Origin of the sequence: Acidithiobacillus sp. (genome assembly GCF_023255755.1) — a bacterium.
Lineage (GTDB): Bacteria > Pseudomonadota > Gammaproteobacteria > Acidithiobacillales > Acidithiobacillaceae > Acidithiobacillus.
Map to the genome: position 1 here is coordinate 1 of NZ_JAGDVS010000141.1, position 16369 is coordinate 16369.

Consider the following 16369-nt stretch of genomic DNA (forward strand, 5'->3'; position numbering starts at 1 on the left):
GCAGGGGCAGGGCGGCGGCTGTGGCGTGGCCCCAGCCGAACTGGGCAGCCAGTGGCGGAAACAGAAAGCCATCCAGCACCGCACCGATGTTACCAGCCGCCGCGATCCCCAGGACCGTCCCCTGTACCCTGGCGGAATAATTGCTCCCCGCCATGGGCAGGGCCACCGCAAAACTCGCACCCCCCACACCGAGCAGAATGCCGAGGACAATCAGCAGGGGAAAGCTGGGCGCCTCCGCATAAAAGAGCAGGAAAAGTGGGGGAATGGCGGAGAGGGCAATGCCAGCGAGCGCCAGCCAACGGCCGTCCATGGTCTGATAGAGATTGCCCATACCGACCCGTAAAATTGCCGCCGCCAGCACCGGCACGGCTACCAGAAAACCCTGGTCCGCTGACGTCAATCCCATGGTTTTGACCATGTACGGCGCGAGGGGTCCGTAGAGCAGCCAGACTGTGAAACCGGTATCGAAATAGAGAAAGCTGGCAACCAGTGCCCGCCAGTTGCCGGTGCGCAGCAGCGTCAAAAATTCTTTCATCATGGCCTCCTTAAAGGCAGAGTGCTGGACATGAAAAAAGGCGCTCCTGGCTGGTGGGCCAGGAACGCCTTCGTTCCAAAACGCTGTCCGTCGGTGAACAGTGCTCGTGAGTCTTTAAGCAGTTATCGTGCCATTATCTGCGTTGTGCGACCGAACGTGCTGGCGCTGTGCCGCCGCGCGGCGTATTCACAGGACATTCTGCCGAAAAATCACAGGAATGCGGGGGCGCGAAACCCCTCCGGGTAGCGCGGGCGATGCGCAATACCGGTGCAGATGCACCAGAATTTCGCATCATCATGGTGCAAGCGGCTTTACGGCAGCACGCTGCTCCCGTCAAAAATGCGGCTGGTACCCATGCGGATCGTGCCCCCCTGATCATCCGCCAGCAACCAGGGCTGTGCTTCCCCACCCCAGGCCACGAAATCCTCTTTCGGCACAGGAATCTGCAGGGCATAGGCCGCCTGCCGGTATTCGGCGCTGCGATACACCCTCGGAATGAGCGTTGGGGCATCCGCACCCTCCGGCCATTGACCCGCCGCCTGCATCTGCCGCACCAGCCAATGCGCATGGGAATGCCAGGGAAAATTCGCTGAATAGCGCGTAAACACATGGAAATCCTCCCGCTGCGGCAAGCCCGGCACCGAGCCGGTCAGTGCCAGTGCGACGACTTCTGCAGGCACATCAATGGCCGCCGCCACCCAAGGTGCCGCCTCCAGCCGGTGTTGTGGGTCATCCAGCCAGCGCCCTGCCGCCAGTACCGCGCGAATCAGGGCCTGGTGTACCTCGGGCTGCGCCAAAGCCCAGTCCTCGCGCACTGCCAGCACCTTCTCCATTATGTTGTTCCAGAGCGCGTAACTGCTGACAATAGGCATCCCGACCCCTTCGACCGCAGCCAGGCTCCCCCACGGTTCACCAACACAATATCCGTCAATCTCGCCGGCGCGCAGCGCCTCTACCATATAACGCGGTGGCACCACGCTGATCTGCACCTGTGTTGCCGGATCAATGCCCGCCGCCTGTAGCCAGTGGCGCAGTTGATAATGATGGTTAGATACCGGTGACACCACCGCAAAGCGCAGCTTGGCGGCGGGTTTGGCCTGAATGACCTGCTGCAAAGCCAGACCCGCCAGGAGGGGCTGGTCACCGCCCGTCAGGCCTGCATCTGACAAACGCTGGTGCAGCGTGGTGCTCACGGTGATCGCATTGCCGTTCAAGGACAGTGTCAGCGCTGTCATCACCGGTACCCGCGGTGAGGCGATGCCCAGTGTTGCTGCCAGCGGCAGCGGCGCCAGGGCATGCGCTGCCAGCAGATCACCGAAAAGCAGATGATCGCGCAAACTCGCCCAGGACGGTTCCCGCTGCAAGACCACCTGTAGACCCTGTTCGGCAAAGAAGCCGCCCTCGCGGGCCACAATCAGCGGCGCGCTATCGACCAGAGCTACGTAGCCAACGCTGAGAGAGTGTTCACGCGCCATGACAATTTCTCCAAAATAAGCGGCACCTACAAAAAATCCTCGCAGCCCAGAATCAGGTAGCGAGGACGTCGTTGTCCAGAATGTTTTAACTACAGCAAGAAACACGCCAATCGTTTCACTCGTTGCTTCGCTTGTTTGGTCTTTTCTATCCATGATGGATGGCAAAACGCCATACAGCCATCTGACCGTACGCACCTGTCCTGGATGACCTCCGCCGCGCCGCAAGCGGGACATTTCATCCACATAGTTCCTTACGCCGGCCAAGGTGGTTGACGGCGAGCAAGTGGCAAGAGATGCTGATCTTCCTGCCCGTCCCATATTCTGGAGAAAGTGCTTCCCATGGAGAATAACAAGGAGGTGTTGCTCCCCCGCCTGCGGCAAACTCCGCTCTTCGCCGCCTGGCCCGAGGACGTCATCGCGCCGCTACTGGCGCAGTCCCGGCCGCTGACTCTGGAGTCAGGAGATATCCTCTTTGCCGAGGGATCGTCGGCCCGATCCTTCTATTTCCTGGCATCGGGGCGAATTGATCTGATTGCGGCGGCGGCGACCGGGCAGGAGAAAATTGTCGAAATCATCCAGCCCGATGATCTTTTCGCCGAGGCTGTGGCCTTTCTCGGCGGCCGCTATCCGGTGACGGCGCAGGCCGATGCGGCGACCACGGTGCTGGAGATTCCACTGGACCTCTTCGTCGAGAGCCTGGAGCAACGGCCATTGTTGATGCGCCAGATGCTGGCGCGCCTCAGTATGCGCCTGCATTTTTTGGTCAAGGAACTGCGTCATCTGAGTGTGGAGTCGGCGGAGCAGCGGCTGGTGAGTTATCTGCTGGAGCTGTGCCCGATGGTAAATGGCCCCACGGCCATCGAACTCCCCGCCAAGAAAGCGGTGGTGGCGGCGCGTCTGGGGTTAACGCCTGAGACACTGTCCCGGGTGCTGACCCGCATACGCAAGGCCGGACTCATAGAAGTGGAGCGCCGGATCATTGCCATCCCTGACCCGCTCGCTCTGCGGCGCTGGGCCGAAGGGCATTGAGGTGATGTGCCTTGATGTCCTGCGACCATTCAGGGCGCGTCGGGGGTTGGTTCCGCCAATGTCTGCAGAAAATCGCAGAGCACCAACGCACCGTTGTGCTCTTGGTCGTGGGCAGCATAGAGCAGGATAATAGGTGCCCCGGCGGCTTCGGCCAGCAGCGTCAGAGCGTTTTCTTTTTGCGTCGCCAGCTCCGCCAGGTAGCGGCGGCGGAATTCGTCCCAGCGCTCAGGATCGTGGGCGAACCACTGGCGCAGGGCGGTGCTGGGGGTGAGGTCTTTGGGCCAGGCATCCAGCGAGAGGTCGGCCTTGCGCACGCCACGAGGCCAGAGGCGCTCAGCCAGTACGTGGTAACCTATGGGCAGGGGACGCGCATATACGCGCCAAGTCGTGATTTCAATGTGCTGAGAGCGGTCTAAAGTCATTTTAGTCATTACGCATCAGGCTGCCGTCTTTTTGCAGACGGAGCAGCAATAGGGAAAATAAATTAACCCAGTATAGTGGCTGGGATTTCTTGACCTGGGTTAAGGAGTTGTTGAGTATAGCAGTCAAAATTACTATGACTCTGCAGCCGTTGAAGAGGAAGGTAAAGTCGTGATGCTATCTCTGGGACCCTTTGTGGGCATGAATCGAGTCTATGTGGCATTGGAAAATGGAGAAATATACCGCCGCCGCCGAGGGATTGCTGGACAATGGCAAATGCGCAGAGATGGGTGCGGCGATGGTGTGACGGAGGACAAAATAATCGTATGACCACGATCCGCCGCCCGCGCTGGGCATTATTCATCCTCCTGGGTGCCGTGCTGACGGTAACCATGCAGATACTATCGGGCTTTTTGCTGGGTGCGGGGATGCACTGGATATTTTCTTTTCATGTCGCGGATGGTTTGGTGGCTGGCGTCCTCATCGTGGGGGAGTGGGGTTGGTTGCTTGCGACTCCGCAGGGAAACAAGGTCATGGCGCGTATGTTTTTATTCTCGACAGAAACTCGGCATCAATTGGGACGACAGATCCGTGGAGAGATAGGCTTTTCGGCCTCATTTCGCGAGGGGCTCGATGCTCCAGTGCAAGGCCTTTTCCTGATTTTTGCCAGCATCACGGTGGTTATCGGTATTCTGCTGTGGCAGAGACATGGTGGATACCTTCCATGGCACCGTGTGTTGGCTGTTATCTTGCTGGTTTTGTGGTTGCTGCACCTGACTTTCAGCATCCATGACCATTGGCGGCGTCGCGGGCCTGACAAAGGAGTACCGTCATGACGCATGTGGTAACGGAATCCTGCATTATTATCGCCGTTCCCAAACAGATCAGTCAGAGCAGCGCATACACTGCACACCGTAACGCTTGATCCAGGCTTCCAACGCTTCAATAGCGTCGGGTCCGGTTTTGACATTATCCAATGCATGTTGCGGATCATCGGGTTTTATCCGGGCGATCCAGGCGTCGCTATAGGGAGCAACATTAATCAGGTGCGGGTCCTCCAGCAGCGCTTCATTCCGTGCTATGACTTCACCTGCAAATGGCACTGGTACGCCGCCTGCCCATTTACCACTTTCCAGTGTGGCCACATGCCGTCCTGCATCCAGATGGGTGCCGATTTTTTTAATTCTGGCCTTTTGTAAACGCCCCGACATGGTTTGGGCGGGATCCGTGACCCCAATAGTCAGTGTGCCGTCATCTTCTGGGCGCACCCATACATAGTCGAGATCGTAAAACAGATCCTCAGGCAATTCACAGCCGTGATATTCACTCATGATGGTGTCTCCGCTTCACAGGCCAGAATGCGTTTGCCCGCTGCTTCACCACGATCCGGTAAGGCGGCTGCGAGATAGGGATAGAGTTCCATCTCTTCCTTGGCATCGTGTTGTTTGAGAATGGATTGCACCGTGCTCAGCAGATCATCGAAGGTTTCCGCATCCTGATCCTGGATGGCTTCAGCCATCTCCTCAAAAAATATCCGCAAATCCTGATGGCCCTTACGTAGCAATGCTGTCAGTGGATGATCGTCACCACCCTCTTTACGCTCGAAGGCTGGGAAAAGCGTGCTTTCTTCCACCACCATATGGCCATCAACAATCCCGTGACGGAATACCTCTAGTAAATGGGCAGCCTCCCGCCATGCCCCAGTCGAAACAGCGTGTGCGCTCTGTCCCAATAGTTGATCCAGGCGTTCATGATCGTGTTCCATAATCTGGTCTATATCGGCCATAACGTTCTCCATCGTGTGAGAAATGATGTTGGGCGGCGTGAGCTATGCTAGTATCTGAACGTGTATCCATAATATTAGACTGGTATTGTTGATAAGGTGAAATATGAAAGTACAAATACTGGTTTCAAAGTGGTGTCCTGTTTGTCCCCAAGCAGAAAAAGTTTGGAAAGAAGCTTCCCAGAAAGTGCCTATGGAGCTGGAAGTGCTGGATGTTGCTGATCGTGAAGGGCGCGAAATAGTCAGTAACCTGCGCATTAAGACCGTTCCGGCCATCGTGGTGGATGGCGCCCTAAAGACAGTAGGTGCGCAGCCTTTGGGGGAAGTGCTGAAGATGCTCGGCGCATCATAAACGCGGTATCGTAGAACACTATCCATTAGGCGCAAAAGCATCGAAGTGAATATGGTCATGCTGCACTTCATGGGAGAGCAGCAGGTCGATGGCGGCTTCTATCATGCCGGGGCTACCGCAGAGATACACTTCATGATCCTTCCAGTGGCCGTTGGCGGCAACCGTGGGCAAGAGACGGTGGGCGCCGGCCCAGGAGGTGTCATGCATATCGGAAAGTGTCGATGTGATGGTGATATGCGGATATTGTTGTGACCATCTGGCCAGTTCTTCCAGATGATAAAGATCGGCCTGTTTTCTGGCCCCGTAAAAAAGATGGATAGGCCGGGTCCGCCCCAAATCGATACTTTCCTGAATAATCGCCTCAATGGGGGCCAGACCGGTTCCGGCGGCAATACAGAGCATATCACGGTCATTATCCGGGCATAGTGTGAATTGGCCCTGTGCAGCGCCCAGGGTTAATGCATCACCCGTTTGCGCGGCATGAAAAAGCCATTGGCTAAATACGCCGCCAGGTAATTCACGGATATGAAAAACCAGTTCTCCGGTGGAATCCGGTGGCGTCGCCATGGAATAAGAGCGCCACTGATCTGGGCGCCCCGGCACCGCTACGCGGGCATATTGTCCGGTCCGGTAGGGATAAGGCCGTTCTGGCCGCAGCCGTAACTCCAGTACATTCCAGGCCAGTGGTGTGAGTCGGGTAATCTCGGCCGTCCAGGTGTCCTTCGGAACCACCTCGGCACGCAAACGCAGGTCACTACGTGGATACAGTTTACAGAGAATGGCCATGCCAGCGGCACGTTCCGTGGATAGGAGCAGCAGGGGCATAAAAGGCCCCTGTTCGCTGGCGCCGGACAAAATGGTGCCTTTGCAATCACCGCAGGAACCACTGGCACAACCATGTTTGATGGGAATTCCGTGTTGTTTCGCCGCTTCGACAATATTTTGGCGCTCATCCGCCATAAAGTGGATGCCGGATGGCTCCAGACAAATTTCATATTCCATAACGGATATACCTCAAAATAATGGCGTACCTGAGCAACCGGTACGCCAATGGCAAGGGTCTATCAGACGGCGGGAGGTACGTCGTCGATGGTCACTGGGACGAAGCGGGAAGGGGCCATGGCCTCGTAGGCTGCCTCGATGCAAACGGTGGAGGCCAGGTTGTATGCCTCAATCCAGGATTCTGCCATTTCCTGCGTCCAGGCCGCACCCAGGAAGTGCTTCAGGGTATTGAGCAGGCTTTTGCCGACAATGGGGTAATGTTCCGGGCGGGTATCGTATTTAATGTGCCCGATACCGAGTTCCCTCAGATAGGGGACCAGCACTTCCATGGTGTTGATATTGGTGGCGATCAGAATAACGGAATTGAAAAGGCGTACCCGCTGCTCCGTCATATCCCCTGGAAACATTTTCCGCACTTCAGGGAAATGGGTGAACATATGGTTATAAAAATATTCGGCAACCTGAACGCCTAAGTCCTTAACTGCCGCGCCGCTGGATTGGATGAGTTGGATATTGATCGCCATCTGTTGTTGCTCCTTGTGGTTGAACCGTGGATTTACTTCAGTAAAACGCCGTACGTTTTGCAGCTTAGCCGGTTGCCTGTGTGCATTCCTTGATTTCGGTCAAGTTTGGCTAAGTCACGCCGGCTTACGCGTTATCGCGGATAATGGCGGCGGCGCGTTGCTGGGCATGCCGTAACTCCCCATTGTATATAGCAGTTTGGTATCCTCGTACCGGTGTGGTAGTGAGAGCTTTGAGCACAGAATGCTTTTGTGAGCGCGTCCAGTGAATCTCTGCAACCATGGAGAGTCCGGGCCGCAGTGGATGCCTGGCGAGTTCTGCGGCGGGTAATGCGATACGTACCGGCACCCGTTCGACGATATGGATGTAATTTCCGGTGGCATTCTCCGGCGGCAGGATGCTGAAGGCACTACCGGCACCCGGCAACAGCCCCAGAACTTTACCGTGATAATGGACATCGCCGCCATAGTAATAACTGGTCAATTGAACGCGTTGTCCGGGGCGGACATGCCGCATGGCGGTTTCTCTGACGTTGGCTACGACCCACAAATCATTGAGGGGCACCACGGAAAATAGGCGCTGACCGGGGTGCACCATCAGTCCGGGGTAGGCGGCGCGCTCCGCGACATAACCCGATACCGGTGCACGGATAACTCGGCGTTGCCATTGAATATCGGCCTGTTCGAACTGCGCCGCGGCCTGGCGCACGAGGGGATTCGTTTGCAGGGTGGTGCCCGCTATGATGGCTTGCGTGCCTTTTAGCGCCGCTTGGGCCGCTGCTACTTGTGCTGTCGCAGCAGCAATTTCGTTTTGCGTGTCTTCAATGCGGATGGCGGAAACAGCGCCACTCGGCAGAGATTGTTTATAGCGGATTAAATCGCTGCTTAATTTGTGGAGTTCGGCGTTTTTGGCAGTGACGCTCTGTTGCAGTGCGGTGACCTTGGCGAAATCTCTGCGTACCTGCCTGACCGTCGCTGCCAGATGCGCCCCTGCCTGTTGCAGTGCGAGCTGGGAATGATTGGCCTGAAGGGTAGCCATTACCTGTCCGGCGTTGACGAATTCGGTATTTTCTACTAGTACCCTACTGATGGTACCGGCCGTTTGGCTATTCACCGGCGTAATATTGCCCGCGACGTAGGCATCGTTGGTTTCTATCCGGTACTGCCCCCGCAAAAACCACCACGCGGCCCAGATCAATCCGGCAAGTACAAAAATGAGGGTAACGAGCACCAGCATCCGGGTGCGTTTTTCCGATTGGATGGGAGAACTCGAGTATTCGGGCTTTTGCACGCTCATGTGGGATTTTTCAACGAGCTATATCTGCCACCCAGCGCTGAATTCAGCAATACCCAGGATTGCGCATTTTGCATCTTTAAGGCCAGCAGTTGATTTTTTATTTCCGTTTCCTGAATCTGCGCGCTATAGGCTTCTGCTTTATCCGTAATTCCAGAATGAAAGGCAGATTCAGCCAGCGCCGTGGTATGCTCGGCGGCGAAAATCATCTGCCGTTGTGCCCGGAGTTTTTTGCGTATCTGCCGCCAGGTGGCCAGACGACCGGCAATCTCGCGCACTGCGTCGAGGATGGTGGCGCGATAATGGTCTTCCGTGGCTATATATAATGCATTTTTCTCCTTCAGTTGGGCGCGTAATCTCCCCCCTTCGAAAATGGGCAGGGATATGACCGGGCCAAGGGCATGTGCGAGATTTCCAGGGCTGAACAAATCTCCCAGGTGAATGCTGTTCCATCCCGCAAACAAGGCGATATTCACATCGGGATAAAAGGCCGCGCGTGCCGCGCCCACCTGTTGCGCCGCGACTTCTGTTTCCCAGCGCGCAGCGACTATATCCGGACGGTGCGCAATGAGGCGTAGGGGCAAATTCCGGGGCATGGTGATCGTGGATAACGTGGGCAGCGGCTCTGCCGGAATATCCCGCCCCCAATCGGGTCCGTGTCCGGCCAGTGCCGCCAATATGTAGCGCTGTTGAGCAACGGCTGCCTGCATGTCGGCTACCGACTGGCGTGCCCCTGCGCGTGCCTCTTCCTGAAGATAAACGGTACGGGCATCGCTCAGGCCGTCGTGCCAGCGCTGTTGTTCCAGATGGAGTAAGGACGTGTGCAGGACTTCCGCGCGATCCACCTGCCGGAGACGTTGTACATCACCCGCCAGCAAAAAGTAGTGCCATGCCAACTGAGTGGAAAGCAATAATTTTGCCTCGGCGTAATCCGCCTGGTGTACGCGTACTTCCCCCAGGGCGGCACGAAAGCGATCGCTGTCACGTCCCCACAAATCCAGGTGATAGCGCATTTCCAAAGGATTGAGAGCACCATAGGTGATGGTTTTGCCGTTCAAGGGGGCGTGCAAGCCTTGCCGGGAAAAGTACTCCTGAGTCACCGACGCCCCTGCGGAAAAGTGCGGGAGGAGGGCGGCATGCTGGTTTGCCGCCGCCGCTTTGGCTTCCAGAACGCGCGCACTGGCGACCTGTAGCGACGGATTGTTTCGCAGCGCTTCGCTGATTAAGTTATTCAGGGCGGGTAGCTGTGCCGATGCCCACCAGTTTGACGCGGGCCAAGCACCCGGAGTTAACCCGGCGTGGCCGTTAAACTGGGCCAGTATCCCACTGATTTGGGTATCATGCGCCGTTTTGCCGCCGGGGAGATGCGGCGGCAGACGCGCGCAGGCGCCGAGCAGCAACAGCAGTAGGATAAGGGCGATGCTGCGTTTCATCAGGGCTCCGCCAGTTCTTCCAGCGCCCGGCGCACCCGGACATCCGGCTCGGCGAAAACCACCCGTTTGGCTAACAATAACAGACCGGCCACGATCAGAAATCCCCATGCGGCGATGTAGAATATTTCATTAAAAGTCAGCAATGCGGCCTGATGCGCTATGTGGTTGGCCAACGTCTCATGCCCCACTGATGTGCTGATCCCATGCTTTCCCGTCGCATTGTCTTCGGTGAGAAAATGCTCGTGGAAAATAAGGCGTCTGCCCCATAAGGTGGCCATAATAGGAATACCCATGGCCTGTCCACATACCCGCAGCAGGTTTAAAAAGGCCGTACCACGCATTTCGGCAGCTCCGCGCAACCCGGAAAGCGCAATGGCGATTAACGGCGGGAATAGACCGCCCAGAAACATGCCCACGAGTATTTGTGGCCAGAGCAATTCATCAAAAGAAGCCGTCCGATTGTAGGAAGAAACCCAGAAACTGCCTGCCGAAAACCCCAGCAAGGCAATCATCCCGAGTATGCGCGCATCAATGTGATTCAAAAAATGCTGCGTGAGCGTGGCACTGAGTTTTGAGAAAATAGCCATGGGCAACAATAGGAGGCCAACCATCCAGGCGGAATATCCCATGGTCAACTGAAATTCCACAATATAGATGGCCATAGCGCCCTGAAAAAAGAGCGCAGTGAAAAATAGCCCTATCGCTCCAATCAGAAAATTACGGCGTCGCAGAAAACGCAGTTCCAGCAGGGGATGGGTGCTGTGCCATTCCCAGAGTGCGAAGAAAACAAGCGCGGCAGCGCCGATAGTCGTCAGAAAAATGATGGTATTGGAACGCCACCAACTGATGATTTCTCCGGAGTTGAGCGCAGACTCCAGCGCCGCCAAGGCGATCAGCAGGAAAATCAGACCAGGCCAGTCTAATGGTGGATGGCGGTGTTCCGCTTCGCGCCCGATTAGAAGTATCGCACTGATCAAGGCGACTGCGACGGCAATGGGTATGTTGAGGTAAAAAAGCCAACGCCAACCCAGGGTGTCGGTGATCCAGCCGCCGATGGTCGGCCCTAAGGTGAACGGTGTAATGGCGGCGATGCCCCACAGACTCAGGCCAATATTGCGCCGTTGTGGGGTGTAGTGACGCAGGATGACGCCAAGAGAGATGGGAATAGTCAGTCCGCCCGCATAACCCTGGACGACGCGCGCGGCCAAAAACCAATCGTAATTGGAGGTCTGGGCGCATACGGAGGAAGCCAGGGCAAAGGTGAGAAAGGCGCCGAGCAGGCTGCGCATCTCCCCCCAGCGGTGCAAAAACCATGTCGCGGTGGGAAAGGCCAGCGCCATAGCCAGGAAAAAATTCGCCTGGGTCCAGTCTGCATAGGCGGGGTTGACGCCCAGACTCCCGGCAACGTGGGGGATCATGGGTAGATAGGCCCCGGTGTTGAAGAGTACAAGGAAGTGACCCAGCCCGATCACCAGGTTGAGGAGTGCCACCATAGACGCGCTGAGCGCTGGTATCGGGGCGGCAATACGGAGGGAAGACGTCACGGGCGGTTGCGTTTGCTATTTTTCGGAAGACGTAGCGATAATGCGGCCCGTGAATATATAGGTCAAATTGGAAATTTATAACTAACCTATAGGGGATAGCGATATATGGACACCGAGCTTTTGCTGACTTTTCTAACGGTAGCCCGGTCCGGGGGTATCAGCGCGGCGGCCAGGGTGCTGCACCGCAGTCAGCCGGCGGTGACGGAACGTTTACAGAAACTCACCCAGCAAGTGGGGGAACCACTTACCATGCGCAGCGGCCGCGGTATTCGCCTCACGCCGGCCGGGGAGGCATTGCTCTCCACCGCGCAGCGGCTGCGCGATGTGGTCGACGAATTTGACGACATCGTGTTGCGTCGGCAGCGCCTGCAAAACGGCGTGCTGCGCATTGCCGCGACCAATACGGTGGCCAATTATTTTTTGCCGCAACGTCTGGTGGCCTTTCAGCGCCAGTTCCCCGATGTGGAACTCCAACTGCGCGGTGGCATCATCGACTGGTCGGACATCTCGTTGTCCGACTGGGATTTGTTCTTTCTGGAAGGCGGGCTGGATCTGGAAGGGTTGCCTTCCTACTATACGGTAACGCCATGGTTACACGATGAAATCATGACGATTTTCCCGGAGGGCCACGCGCTGCTGGCGCAAGATGACCTCACCCTGGAAAGCCTCATGTCCTACCCCATGATCTGGCGGGAACGCGCCTCGGGTATTCGCCGCTCTGTGGAGCGGGTGTTTCATGACGCACACTTGACGCCCAAACAATCCATCGAAGTGACCGGTGTCGAGGCGGTAGGTGCCGCCGTAGACGCCGGGCTAGGCATCGGGTTTGTGACTGCCGCAGCCTTGCGCTGCCGAAAAGACTGGCGCGTCCACGTACGCCGCTTACCGTCACCGCACGGCATTCAATGGACACTGTATATGGCCAGACCGCAGCCCATTTACCAGTCCCATACCATCCAGGCATTTCTGCAATTTCTGGATGCGGATGCAGTGCATGCGTCAGACACCGCAGCCGCATCGCTGCGTTAAGCATCCTGCGCTTCCGCCGACGCCGTTACGGGGACCATGGACTCCGCCGCGTCAATCACCCCACGCTCGGCCTCCAGTACATCCCCCTTGGCACGCTCCCGCTCCACCAGGCTGATGATCCGGGCCACCTGCGCGGGTTTTACCGCAAGGTACTCGGCTATCGCCTTGATGTCCTCCTTCAGTTGCGCCTGTATGGAGTTGATGCCCTCCCGGCGATTGATGATGTCTTCTATGGCCTCGCGGGCCTTGTGATCCAGTTCCAAAGTAACTCCCTAATTTGCCGTGTGTGATCGGCCCTAAAGCCATTTTTGTCCGGCGCAGTTTATCACGGCCGCACCATAAAAGGCTCCGTGGCGGGTTGGTCTTGTGCGGTGCGCTGGAAGGTAGCCGTTTGCTGAGTCTGCTGAAGTACCACAGACTCCATAGAGGACGTCGGGCCGGGCTGATAACCTTTTTCCTGATGTCCCAGCCAGAGGCCAATCAGCGTGCCAAAGACCAGAATGCCCGCCGTCTTGGGCCGGAACTGCGATGCAAAATGATGGGGTGCCATGTGATGCCTCCTTCGGTGGTTACTGTATAAAAGTACAGTACACGCTGAAGGGGCTCATGGCAAGTGCGATGGTGGTCGGGGTTACCATGGGTGAACCGCATTGAAATCCACCCCATGCCATATCACCAGCGACGCTGCTGGACAGAGGTTATCGGGGGAGTGGGAAAACCCTGTCCCATCAAAGCTGCGGCAGGCGGTCCAGGGGGCTGATCACGCCGCTCGGCCCGCTATTCAGGACATGGGTATAGATCATGGTGGTACTCACATCGGAATGCCCCAGCAATTCCTGCACCGTGCGAATGTCCTGACCCGACTCCAGCAGGTGATATGGTGGACCTCTCACGGACCCTCTGCCGTGGCCAAATTCGACGCTGCTACGCGGCGATATCCCGGAGGTCGTGCGGATACTCAAGGATCAAACGAATGGTGTGCTGGGAATCATGGGCAGTGGGGAATTGATTAAGGCCCTGTTGTCCGCTGACGTGATTGACGAATACTTGCTGATGATCCACCCACTGGTTCTCGGCACCGGTCGTCGGCTTTTCCCAGAACAAGTGAAACTGGCGCTGCGGTTGACACACTGCGTCACATCGTCCGCCGGCGTGGTGATCGCCACCTACGAGCCGGAGAAAGAATAAAAATGGATGGCGCGCCCTCGGCCAAGATTCAAACGACATCCAACCCCGGCGAATTGCGCCCTAACACCATTCCAACCATGCGCTCCAGCCGACTGCTTTACGTTGGGCGTCAGAGGCAGCGCACATTGCTTCGTGTTCGCGTATTTGCTAACGTCCGTTCATGTCCTTCGAGATCGAGTACTTCCACGAGCGCGTTCTCCACGAGATTGAGTCGTGGCCCGTAGATGTCCTCGCCGACTACGCGCGTTTGGTCGAACTGCTGGCCGAATATGGGCCGAGTCTCAGGCTGCCGCACTCGCGGGCTTTCGGTGATGGCTTGTTTGAGCTTCGGCCTCGCGGTCGTTCCGGCATCGGTAGAGCGTTCTATTGCTTTCTCGTTGGCAAACGGGCCGTCGTCCTCCACGCCTTCATCAAGAAGGCGCAGGAGACGCCTGATCGAGAACTTAAGTTGGCGCGCAAGCGCCTGAAGGAGGTTTCAAATGGCTGAACTGAAATTTAAACCCGTCCGTCATTCCCACAAGGAATTCCTTGCCAAGGCGGCAACCCGCAAGGGGTTCGTCGAAGCCTATGACGCCCTTGCCCTTGAGTACCAAGTTGCCAGCCAAATGCTCAAGGCACGATCCCGTGCGGGCCTGACGCAAGACGCCGTCGCGGAACGGATGGGAACAACCAAGAGTGCGGTTTCGAGGCTCGAGTCGGCCGGAAAGCATGCGCCCTCGCTCGCAACCCTCAAGCGGTATGCCCAGGCCGTGGGGTGCGAGCTTCAAGTGAAGCTTGTGCCGCAGAAGACTGCTTGACGCCAATCCATCGGTAACCGGACTGCCCGCAAGCTGCGCCTGCAGGTTCCCTCCGCCACTACGCGGGTCCGGCGGCCGGTTACATCATTCGTGTGCGCCGGGTATGGCGCGTTACTTCATAAGTGGAAGTCCTATGGCCAGGTTTTCGCAGAGCCGAAGGCTAGGGAAACGGCAAATATTCGACTTATTTCTGTTCGTCGATCACGAACAGAGGAGGCAGCACTATATGAAAGCTAAAACGTTCGATAAACAGTTTGATGAGGGTGTTGATATTACTGCTGCTCTGGAGTTATCCAAGGCGAAACGCGTGTTGCAGGAGCAAAAGCGCGTTAATGTCGATTTTCCTACGTGGATGATTGAATCATTAGATCGAGAGGCAGGAAAGCTCGGCATTACCCGGCAATCCATTATTAAGGTGTGGCTCGCTGAACGCCTTGAAGAGTCTGCTTCTAACGCTACGTTCCAACGGACGCGCCGCGATGCGGCGCTCCGCTGAACTCCACGCTAGGGCCTACGGAGATGCCACGCTACATCGGAAGCTGCCACTGCGGTGCCGTGCGCTTCGAGATCGAAACGGTCATTGATCGTGTGACCGAATGCAACTGCTCGATCTGCTATAAAAAGGGCATCCTTCATCACCGTGTCACTCCGGATCGCTTCCGCCTGTTATCTGGTGAGGCCAACCTTGGTACATATCAGTTTGGGTCCAAGCTCGCAAAACATCACTTCTGCAAGACCTGTGGCATTCACGTCTTTACCCGACCTCGGGCTGCGCCTGATCTTTATACTGTTAACGTCAGAGTTCTCGATGACTATGACCTCGCACGCGAAAGCCCAGAGATTGTTCAGTTCGATGGCCGGCACTGGGAGGAAAACGTTGTTTCTCTCAAGTAACTCATTGGGTCCTATTGAACGCCTGCTTCCCGAATTAGCCATCTTCTGCTTGGGGGAAGCAAACCCCCACATTTTCACCAATGCGCCCGCAGCGCCGTGATGTCTGCGGCCTCGGTTTTCTTAACATCATATTTCGTGACATTTTGTAAATGAATGTCTTGCTTCAACCCGGTGTGCGCCGCCGCGAGGTGTGGGCATGGGCGATGTACGACTTCGCCAATTCCGGCTATACGACGGTGGTCATCACCGCCGTGTTCAGCGCGTATTTTGTCTCCGTCGTCGCCGACAATGCGCCCTGGGCAACCTTTGCCTGGACGCTGGCCTTGTCGGCTTCCTACGCGCTGGTGATGTTCACTGCACCGCTGGTCGGTGCCTATGCTGACGCCCACGCCTGCAAGAAAAAACTGCTGTGGCTCACTACGCTGGGCTGCGTCGGCTTCACCGCGCTGCTGGTTTTTGCGGCGCCCGGCGCACTGGGGCTGGCGATTATCGCGCTGGTGCTGTCCAACTTTTTTTTCGGCACCGGCGAAAACCTGATCGCCGCGTTTCTACCTGAACTGGCACGTCCGCGTGCGCTCGGCCGGGTGTCGGGCTGGGGGTGGGCGCTGGGATATGTGGGCGGGCTGATGTCGCTGGGTGCGAGCTTGGCTTACATCAACTGGGCGCAGGCACAGGGGCAGGGCACGGTGGACTTTGTGCCGGTTTCCATGCTGATTACCGCTACGCTTTTCCTGCTCGTGAGTTTGCCCACGCTGTTGTTGCTGCGCGAGCGCGCGGTGCCGCAAACCGAGCGCACAGCGCGCAGCGCCTGGGCTCAGGTGCGACGCACGCTCAGTCATCTCGAACGCCTGCCCGACCTGAAACGCTTTCTGATCTGCACCGTGCTGTATCAGGCCGGCATCCAGGCGGTGATTACCCTGGCCGCGATTTACGCCAGCCAGGTGTTCCATTTCAATACCCGGCAGACCATTCTGCTTGTGCTGGTGGTCAACATCACGGCAGCCATCGGGGCATTCTTTTTCCTGATTAGCACGATTTTTCCGCTGTGTTTGGTATTGCCTTCTTCAAAGGCG

The 16369-nt window shown here is 57.0% G+C and carries 22 protein-coding genes and 1 pseudogene; 10 read left to right on the forward strand and 13 right to left on the reverse strand.

Annotated elements, in window-relative coordinates:
- Both Q0C48_RS09800 and Q0C48_RS09805 read right to left on the reverse strand, forming a co-directional pair.
- On the reverse strand, positions 1-538 hold a 538-nt coding region (locus Q0C48_RS09800; protein WP_291523875.1), incomplete at its 3' end, for an MFS transporter.
- A 308-nt stretch (positions 539-846) separates the two neighbouring features.
- Positions 847-2010 carry a CmpA/NrtA family ABC transporter substrate-binding protein gene (locus tag Q0C48_RS09805; RefSeq protein ID WP_291523877.1) on the reverse strand — a complete coding sequence of 388 codons (1164 nt, stop codon included), beginning with the start codon at positions 2008-2010 and terminating at the stop codon, positions 847-849.
- Positions 2011-2349: 339 nt separating this feature from the next.
- On the opposite strand from Q0C48_RS09805, the gene Q0C48_RS09810 reads away from it, so the two are divergent.
- Positions 2350-3039, forward strand: a complete 690-nt coding sequence (locus Q0C48_RS09810) for a Crp/Fnr family transcriptional regulator (protein WP_291523879.1) — start codon at positions 2350-2352, stop codon at positions 3037-3039.
- Between the two features lie 29 nt (positions 3040-3068).
- On the opposite strand, the gene Q0C48_RS09815 is transcribed toward Q0C48_RS09810, so the two are convergent.
- Positions 3069-3461 (reverse strand): DUF488 domain-containing protein, encoded by a 393-nt coding sequence (locus Q0C48_RS09815; protein WP_291523882.1) that lies wholly within the window; start codon positions 3459-3461, stop codon positions 3069-3071.
- A 324-nt stretch (positions 3462-3785) separates the two neighbouring features.
- Here Q0C48_RS09815 and Q0C48_RS09820 point away from each other — a divergent pair, with 324 nt between their 5' ends.
- Positions 3786-4295, forward strand: coding sequence for a hypothetical protein (locus Q0C48_RS09820; RefSeq protein ID WP_291523883.1), 510 nt, complete (start codon positions 3786-3788; stop codon positions 4293-4295).
- Positions 4296-4343: 48 nt separating this feature from the next.
- On the opposite strand, the gene Q0C48_RS09825 is transcribed toward Q0C48_RS09820, so the two are convergent.
- Together Q0C48_RS09825 and Q0C48_RS09830 are read right to left on the reverse strand one after the other, a co-directional pair.
- On the reverse strand, positions 4344-4790 hold the full coding sequence (locus Q0C48_RS09825) for a glycine cleavage system protein H (protein WP_291523885.1): 447 nt from the start codon (positions 4788-4790) through the stop codon (positions 4344-4346).
- Positions 4787-5245 carry a hemerythrin domain-containing protein gene (locus Q0C48_RS09830; protein ID WP_291523887.1) on the reverse strand — a complete coding sequence of 153 codons (459 nt, stop codon included), beginning with the start codon at positions 5243-5245 and terminating at the stop codon, positions 4787-4789. The genes Q0C48_RS09825 and Q0C48_RS09830 overlap by 4 nt, the downstream gene beginning before the upstream one ends.
- Positions 5246-5348: 103 nt before the next feature.
- Between Q0C48_RS09830 and Q0C48_RS09835 the strand changes: the two genes are divergently transcribed.
- Positions 5349-5594 (forward strand): thioredoxin family protein, encoded by a 246-nt coding sequence (locus Q0C48_RS09835; RefSeq protein WP_014029440.1) that lies wholly within the window; start codon positions 5349-5351, stop codon positions 5592-5594.
- Positions 5595-5612: 18 nt separating this feature from the next.
- On the opposite strand, the gene Q0C48_RS09840 is transcribed toward Q0C48_RS09835, so the two are convergent.
- The 5 genes from Q0C48_RS09840 to Q0C48_RS09860 form a co-directional block, all read right to left on the reverse strand.
- Positions 5613-6596 carry an FAD-binding oxidoreductase gene (locus Q0C48_RS09840; RefSeq protein WP_291523893.1) on the reverse strand — a complete coding sequence of 328 codons (984 nt, stop codon included), beginning with the start codon at positions 6594-6596 and terminating at the stop codon, positions 5613-5615.
- Between the two features lie 62 nt (positions 6597-6658).
- Entirely contained in the window at positions 6659-7120 is a 462-nt protein-coding gene (locus Q0C48_RS09845) for a globin domain-containing protein (protein ID WP_291523895.1), read from the reverse strand.
- Between the two features lie 124 nt (positions 7121-7244).
- Complete coding sequence (locus Q0C48_RS09850) at positions 7245-8414, reverse strand: efflux RND transporter periplasmic adaptor subunit (protein WP_291523897.1); 1170 nt, start codon at positions 8412-8414, stop codon at positions 7245-7247.
- Entirely contained in the window at positions 8411-9844 is a 1434-nt protein-coding gene (locus Q0C48_RS09855) for an efflux transporter outer membrane subunit (RefSeq protein WP_291523899.1), read from the reverse strand. The genes Q0C48_RS09850 and Q0C48_RS09855 overlap by 4 nt, the downstream gene beginning before the upstream one ends.
- Complete coding sequence (locus Q0C48_RS09860) at positions 9844-11388, reverse strand: DHA2 family efflux MFS transporter permease subunit (RefSeq protein ID WP_291523901.1); 1545 nt, start codon at positions 11386-11388, stop codon at positions 9844-9846. The genes Q0C48_RS09855 and Q0C48_RS09860 overlap by 1 nt, the downstream gene beginning before the upstream one ends.
- Positions 11389-11493: 105 nt before the next feature.
- Here Q0C48_RS09860 and Q0C48_RS09865 point away from each other — a divergent pair, with 105 nt between their 5' ends.
- Positions 11494-12417, forward strand: a complete 924-nt coding sequence (locus Q0C48_RS09865) for a LysR family transcriptional regulator (protein WP_291523903.1) — start codon at positions 11494-11496, stop codon at positions 12415-12417.
- Here Q0C48_RS09865 and Q0C48_RS09870 read toward each other — a convergent pair.
- From Q0C48_RS09870 to Q0C48_RS09880, 3 genes and pseudogenes are all read right to left on the reverse strand, one after another.
- Positions 12414-12680, reverse strand: coding sequence for a hypothetical protein (locus Q0C48_RS09870; RefSeq protein WP_291523905.1), 267 nt, complete (start codon positions 12678-12680; stop codon positions 12414-12416). The genes Q0C48_RS09865 and Q0C48_RS09870 overlap by 4 nt on opposite strands.
- Before the next feature lie 62 nt (positions 12681-12742).
- Positions 12743-12967: a hypothetical protein gene (locus tag Q0C48_RS09875; protein ID WP_291523907.1), complete on the reverse strand. Its 225-nt coding sequence runs from the start codon at positions 12965-12967 to the stop codon at positions 12743-12745.
- 178 nt (positions 12968-13145) lie between these two features.
- Positions 13146-13289: pseudogene (locus Q0C48_RS09880) on the reverse strand (tyrosine-type recombinase/integrase); the annotation flags it as partial.
- Between the two features lie 64 nt (positions 13290-13353).
- On the opposite strand from Q0C48_RS09880, the gene Q0C48_RS09885 reads away from it, so the two are divergent.
- From Q0C48_RS09885 to Q0C48_RS09910, 6 genes are all read left to right on the forward strand, one after another.
- Entirely contained in the window at positions 13354-13605 is a 252-nt protein-coding gene (locus Q0C48_RS09885) for a dihydrofolate reductase family protein (protein WP_291523917.1), read from the forward strand.
- A 160-nt stretch (positions 13606-13765) separates the two neighbouring features.
- Complete coding sequence (locus tag Q0C48_RS09890; RefSeq protein ID WP_291523909.1) at positions 13766-14092, forward strand: type II toxin-antitoxin system RelE/ParE family toxin; 327 nt, start codon at positions 13766-13768, stop codon at positions 14090-14092.
- Positions 14085-14402, forward strand: coding sequence for a helix-turn-helix transcriptional regulator (locus Q0C48_RS09895; protein WP_291508736.1), 318 nt, complete (start codon positions 14085-14087; stop codon positions 14400-14402). Before Q0C48_RS09890 ends, Q0C48_RS09895 begins: the two co-directional genes overlap by 8 nt.
- Positions 14403-14628: 226 nt before the next feature.
- Entirely contained in the window at positions 14629-14898 is a 270-nt protein-coding gene (locus Q0C48_RS09900) for a CopG family transcriptional regulator (RefSeq protein ID WP_291523911.1), read from the forward strand.
- 23 nt (positions 14899-14921) lie between these two features.
- Positions 14922-15296, forward strand: coding sequence for a GFA family protein (locus tag Q0C48_RS09905; RefSeq protein WP_291523913.1), 375 nt, complete (start codon positions 14922-14924; stop codon positions 15294-15296).
- Positions 15297-15469: 173 nt separating this feature from the next.
- Positions 15470-16369: MFS transporter (locus Q0C48_RS09910; protein ID WP_291523915.1), on the forward strand; the 900-nt coding region annotated here is incomplete at its 3' end.

Coding starts and splice junctions, on each gene's coding strand:
- Q0C48_RS09805 (WP_291523877.1), bottom strand. CDS start 2,010: ATGGCGCGTGAACACTCTCTCAGCGTTGGCTACGTAGCTCTGGTCGAT.
- Q0C48_RS09810 (WP_291523879.1), top strand. CDS start 2,350: ATGGAGAATAACAAGGAGGTGTTGCTCCCCCGCCTGCGGCAAACTCCG.
- Q0C48_RS09815 (WP_291523882.1), bottom strand. CDS start 3,461: ATGACTTTAGACCGCTCTCAGCACATTGAAATCACGACTTGGCGCGTA.
- Q0C48_RS09820 (WP_291523883.1), top strand. CDS start 3,786: ATGACCACGATCCGCCGCCCGCGCTGGGCATTATTCATCCTCCTGGGT.
- Q0C48_RS09825 (WP_291523885.1), bottom strand. CDS start 4,790: ATGAGTGAATATCACGGCTGTGAATTGCCTGAGGATCTGTTTTACGAT.
- Q0C48_RS09830 (WP_291523887.1), bottom strand. CDS start 5,245: ATGGCCGATATAGACCAGATTATGGAACACGATCATGAACGCCTGGAT.
- Q0C48_RS09835 (WP_014029440.1), top strand. CDS start 5,349: ATGAAAGTACAAATACTGGTTTCAAAGTGGTGTCCTGTTTGTCCCCAA.
- Q0C48_RS09840 (WP_291523893.1), bottom strand. CDS start 6,596: ATGGAATATGAAATTTGTCTGGAGCCATCCGGCATCCACTTTATGGCG.
- Q0C48_RS09845 (WP_291523895.1), bottom strand. CDS start 7,120: ATGGCGATCAATATCCAACTCATCCAATCCAGCGGCGCGGCAGTTAAG.
- Q0C48_RS09850 (WP_291523897.1), bottom strand. CDS start 8,414: ATGAGCGTGCAAAAGCCCGAATACTCGAGTTCTCCCATCCAATCGGAA.
- Q0C48_RS09855 (WP_291523899.1), bottom strand. CDS start 9,844: ATGAAACGCAGCATCGCCCTTATCCTACTGCTGTTGCTGCTCGGCGCC.
- Q0C48_RS09865 (WP_291523903.1), top strand. CDS start 11,494: ATGGACACCGAGCTTTTGCTGACTTTTCTAACGGTAGCCCGGTCCGGG.
- Q0C48_RS09875 (WP_291523907.1), bottom strand. CDS start 12,967: ATGGCACCCCATCATTTTGCATCGCAGTTCCGGCCCAAGACGGCGGGC.
- Q0C48_RS09890 (WP_291523909.1), top strand. CDS start 13,766: ATGTCCTTCGAGATCGAGTACTTCCACGAGCGCGTTCTCCACGAGATT.
- Q0C48_RS09895 (WP_291508736.1), top strand. CDS start 14,085: ATGGCTGAACTGAAATTTAAACCCGTCCGTCATTCCCACAAGGAATTC.
- Q0C48_RS09900 (WP_291523911.1), top strand. CDS start 14,629: ATGAAAGCTAAAACGTTCGATAAACAGTTTGATGAGGGTGTTGATATT.
- Q0C48_RS09905 (WP_291523913.1), top strand. CDS start 14,922: ATGCCACGCTACATCGGAAGCTGCCACTGCGGTGCCGTGCGCTTCGAG.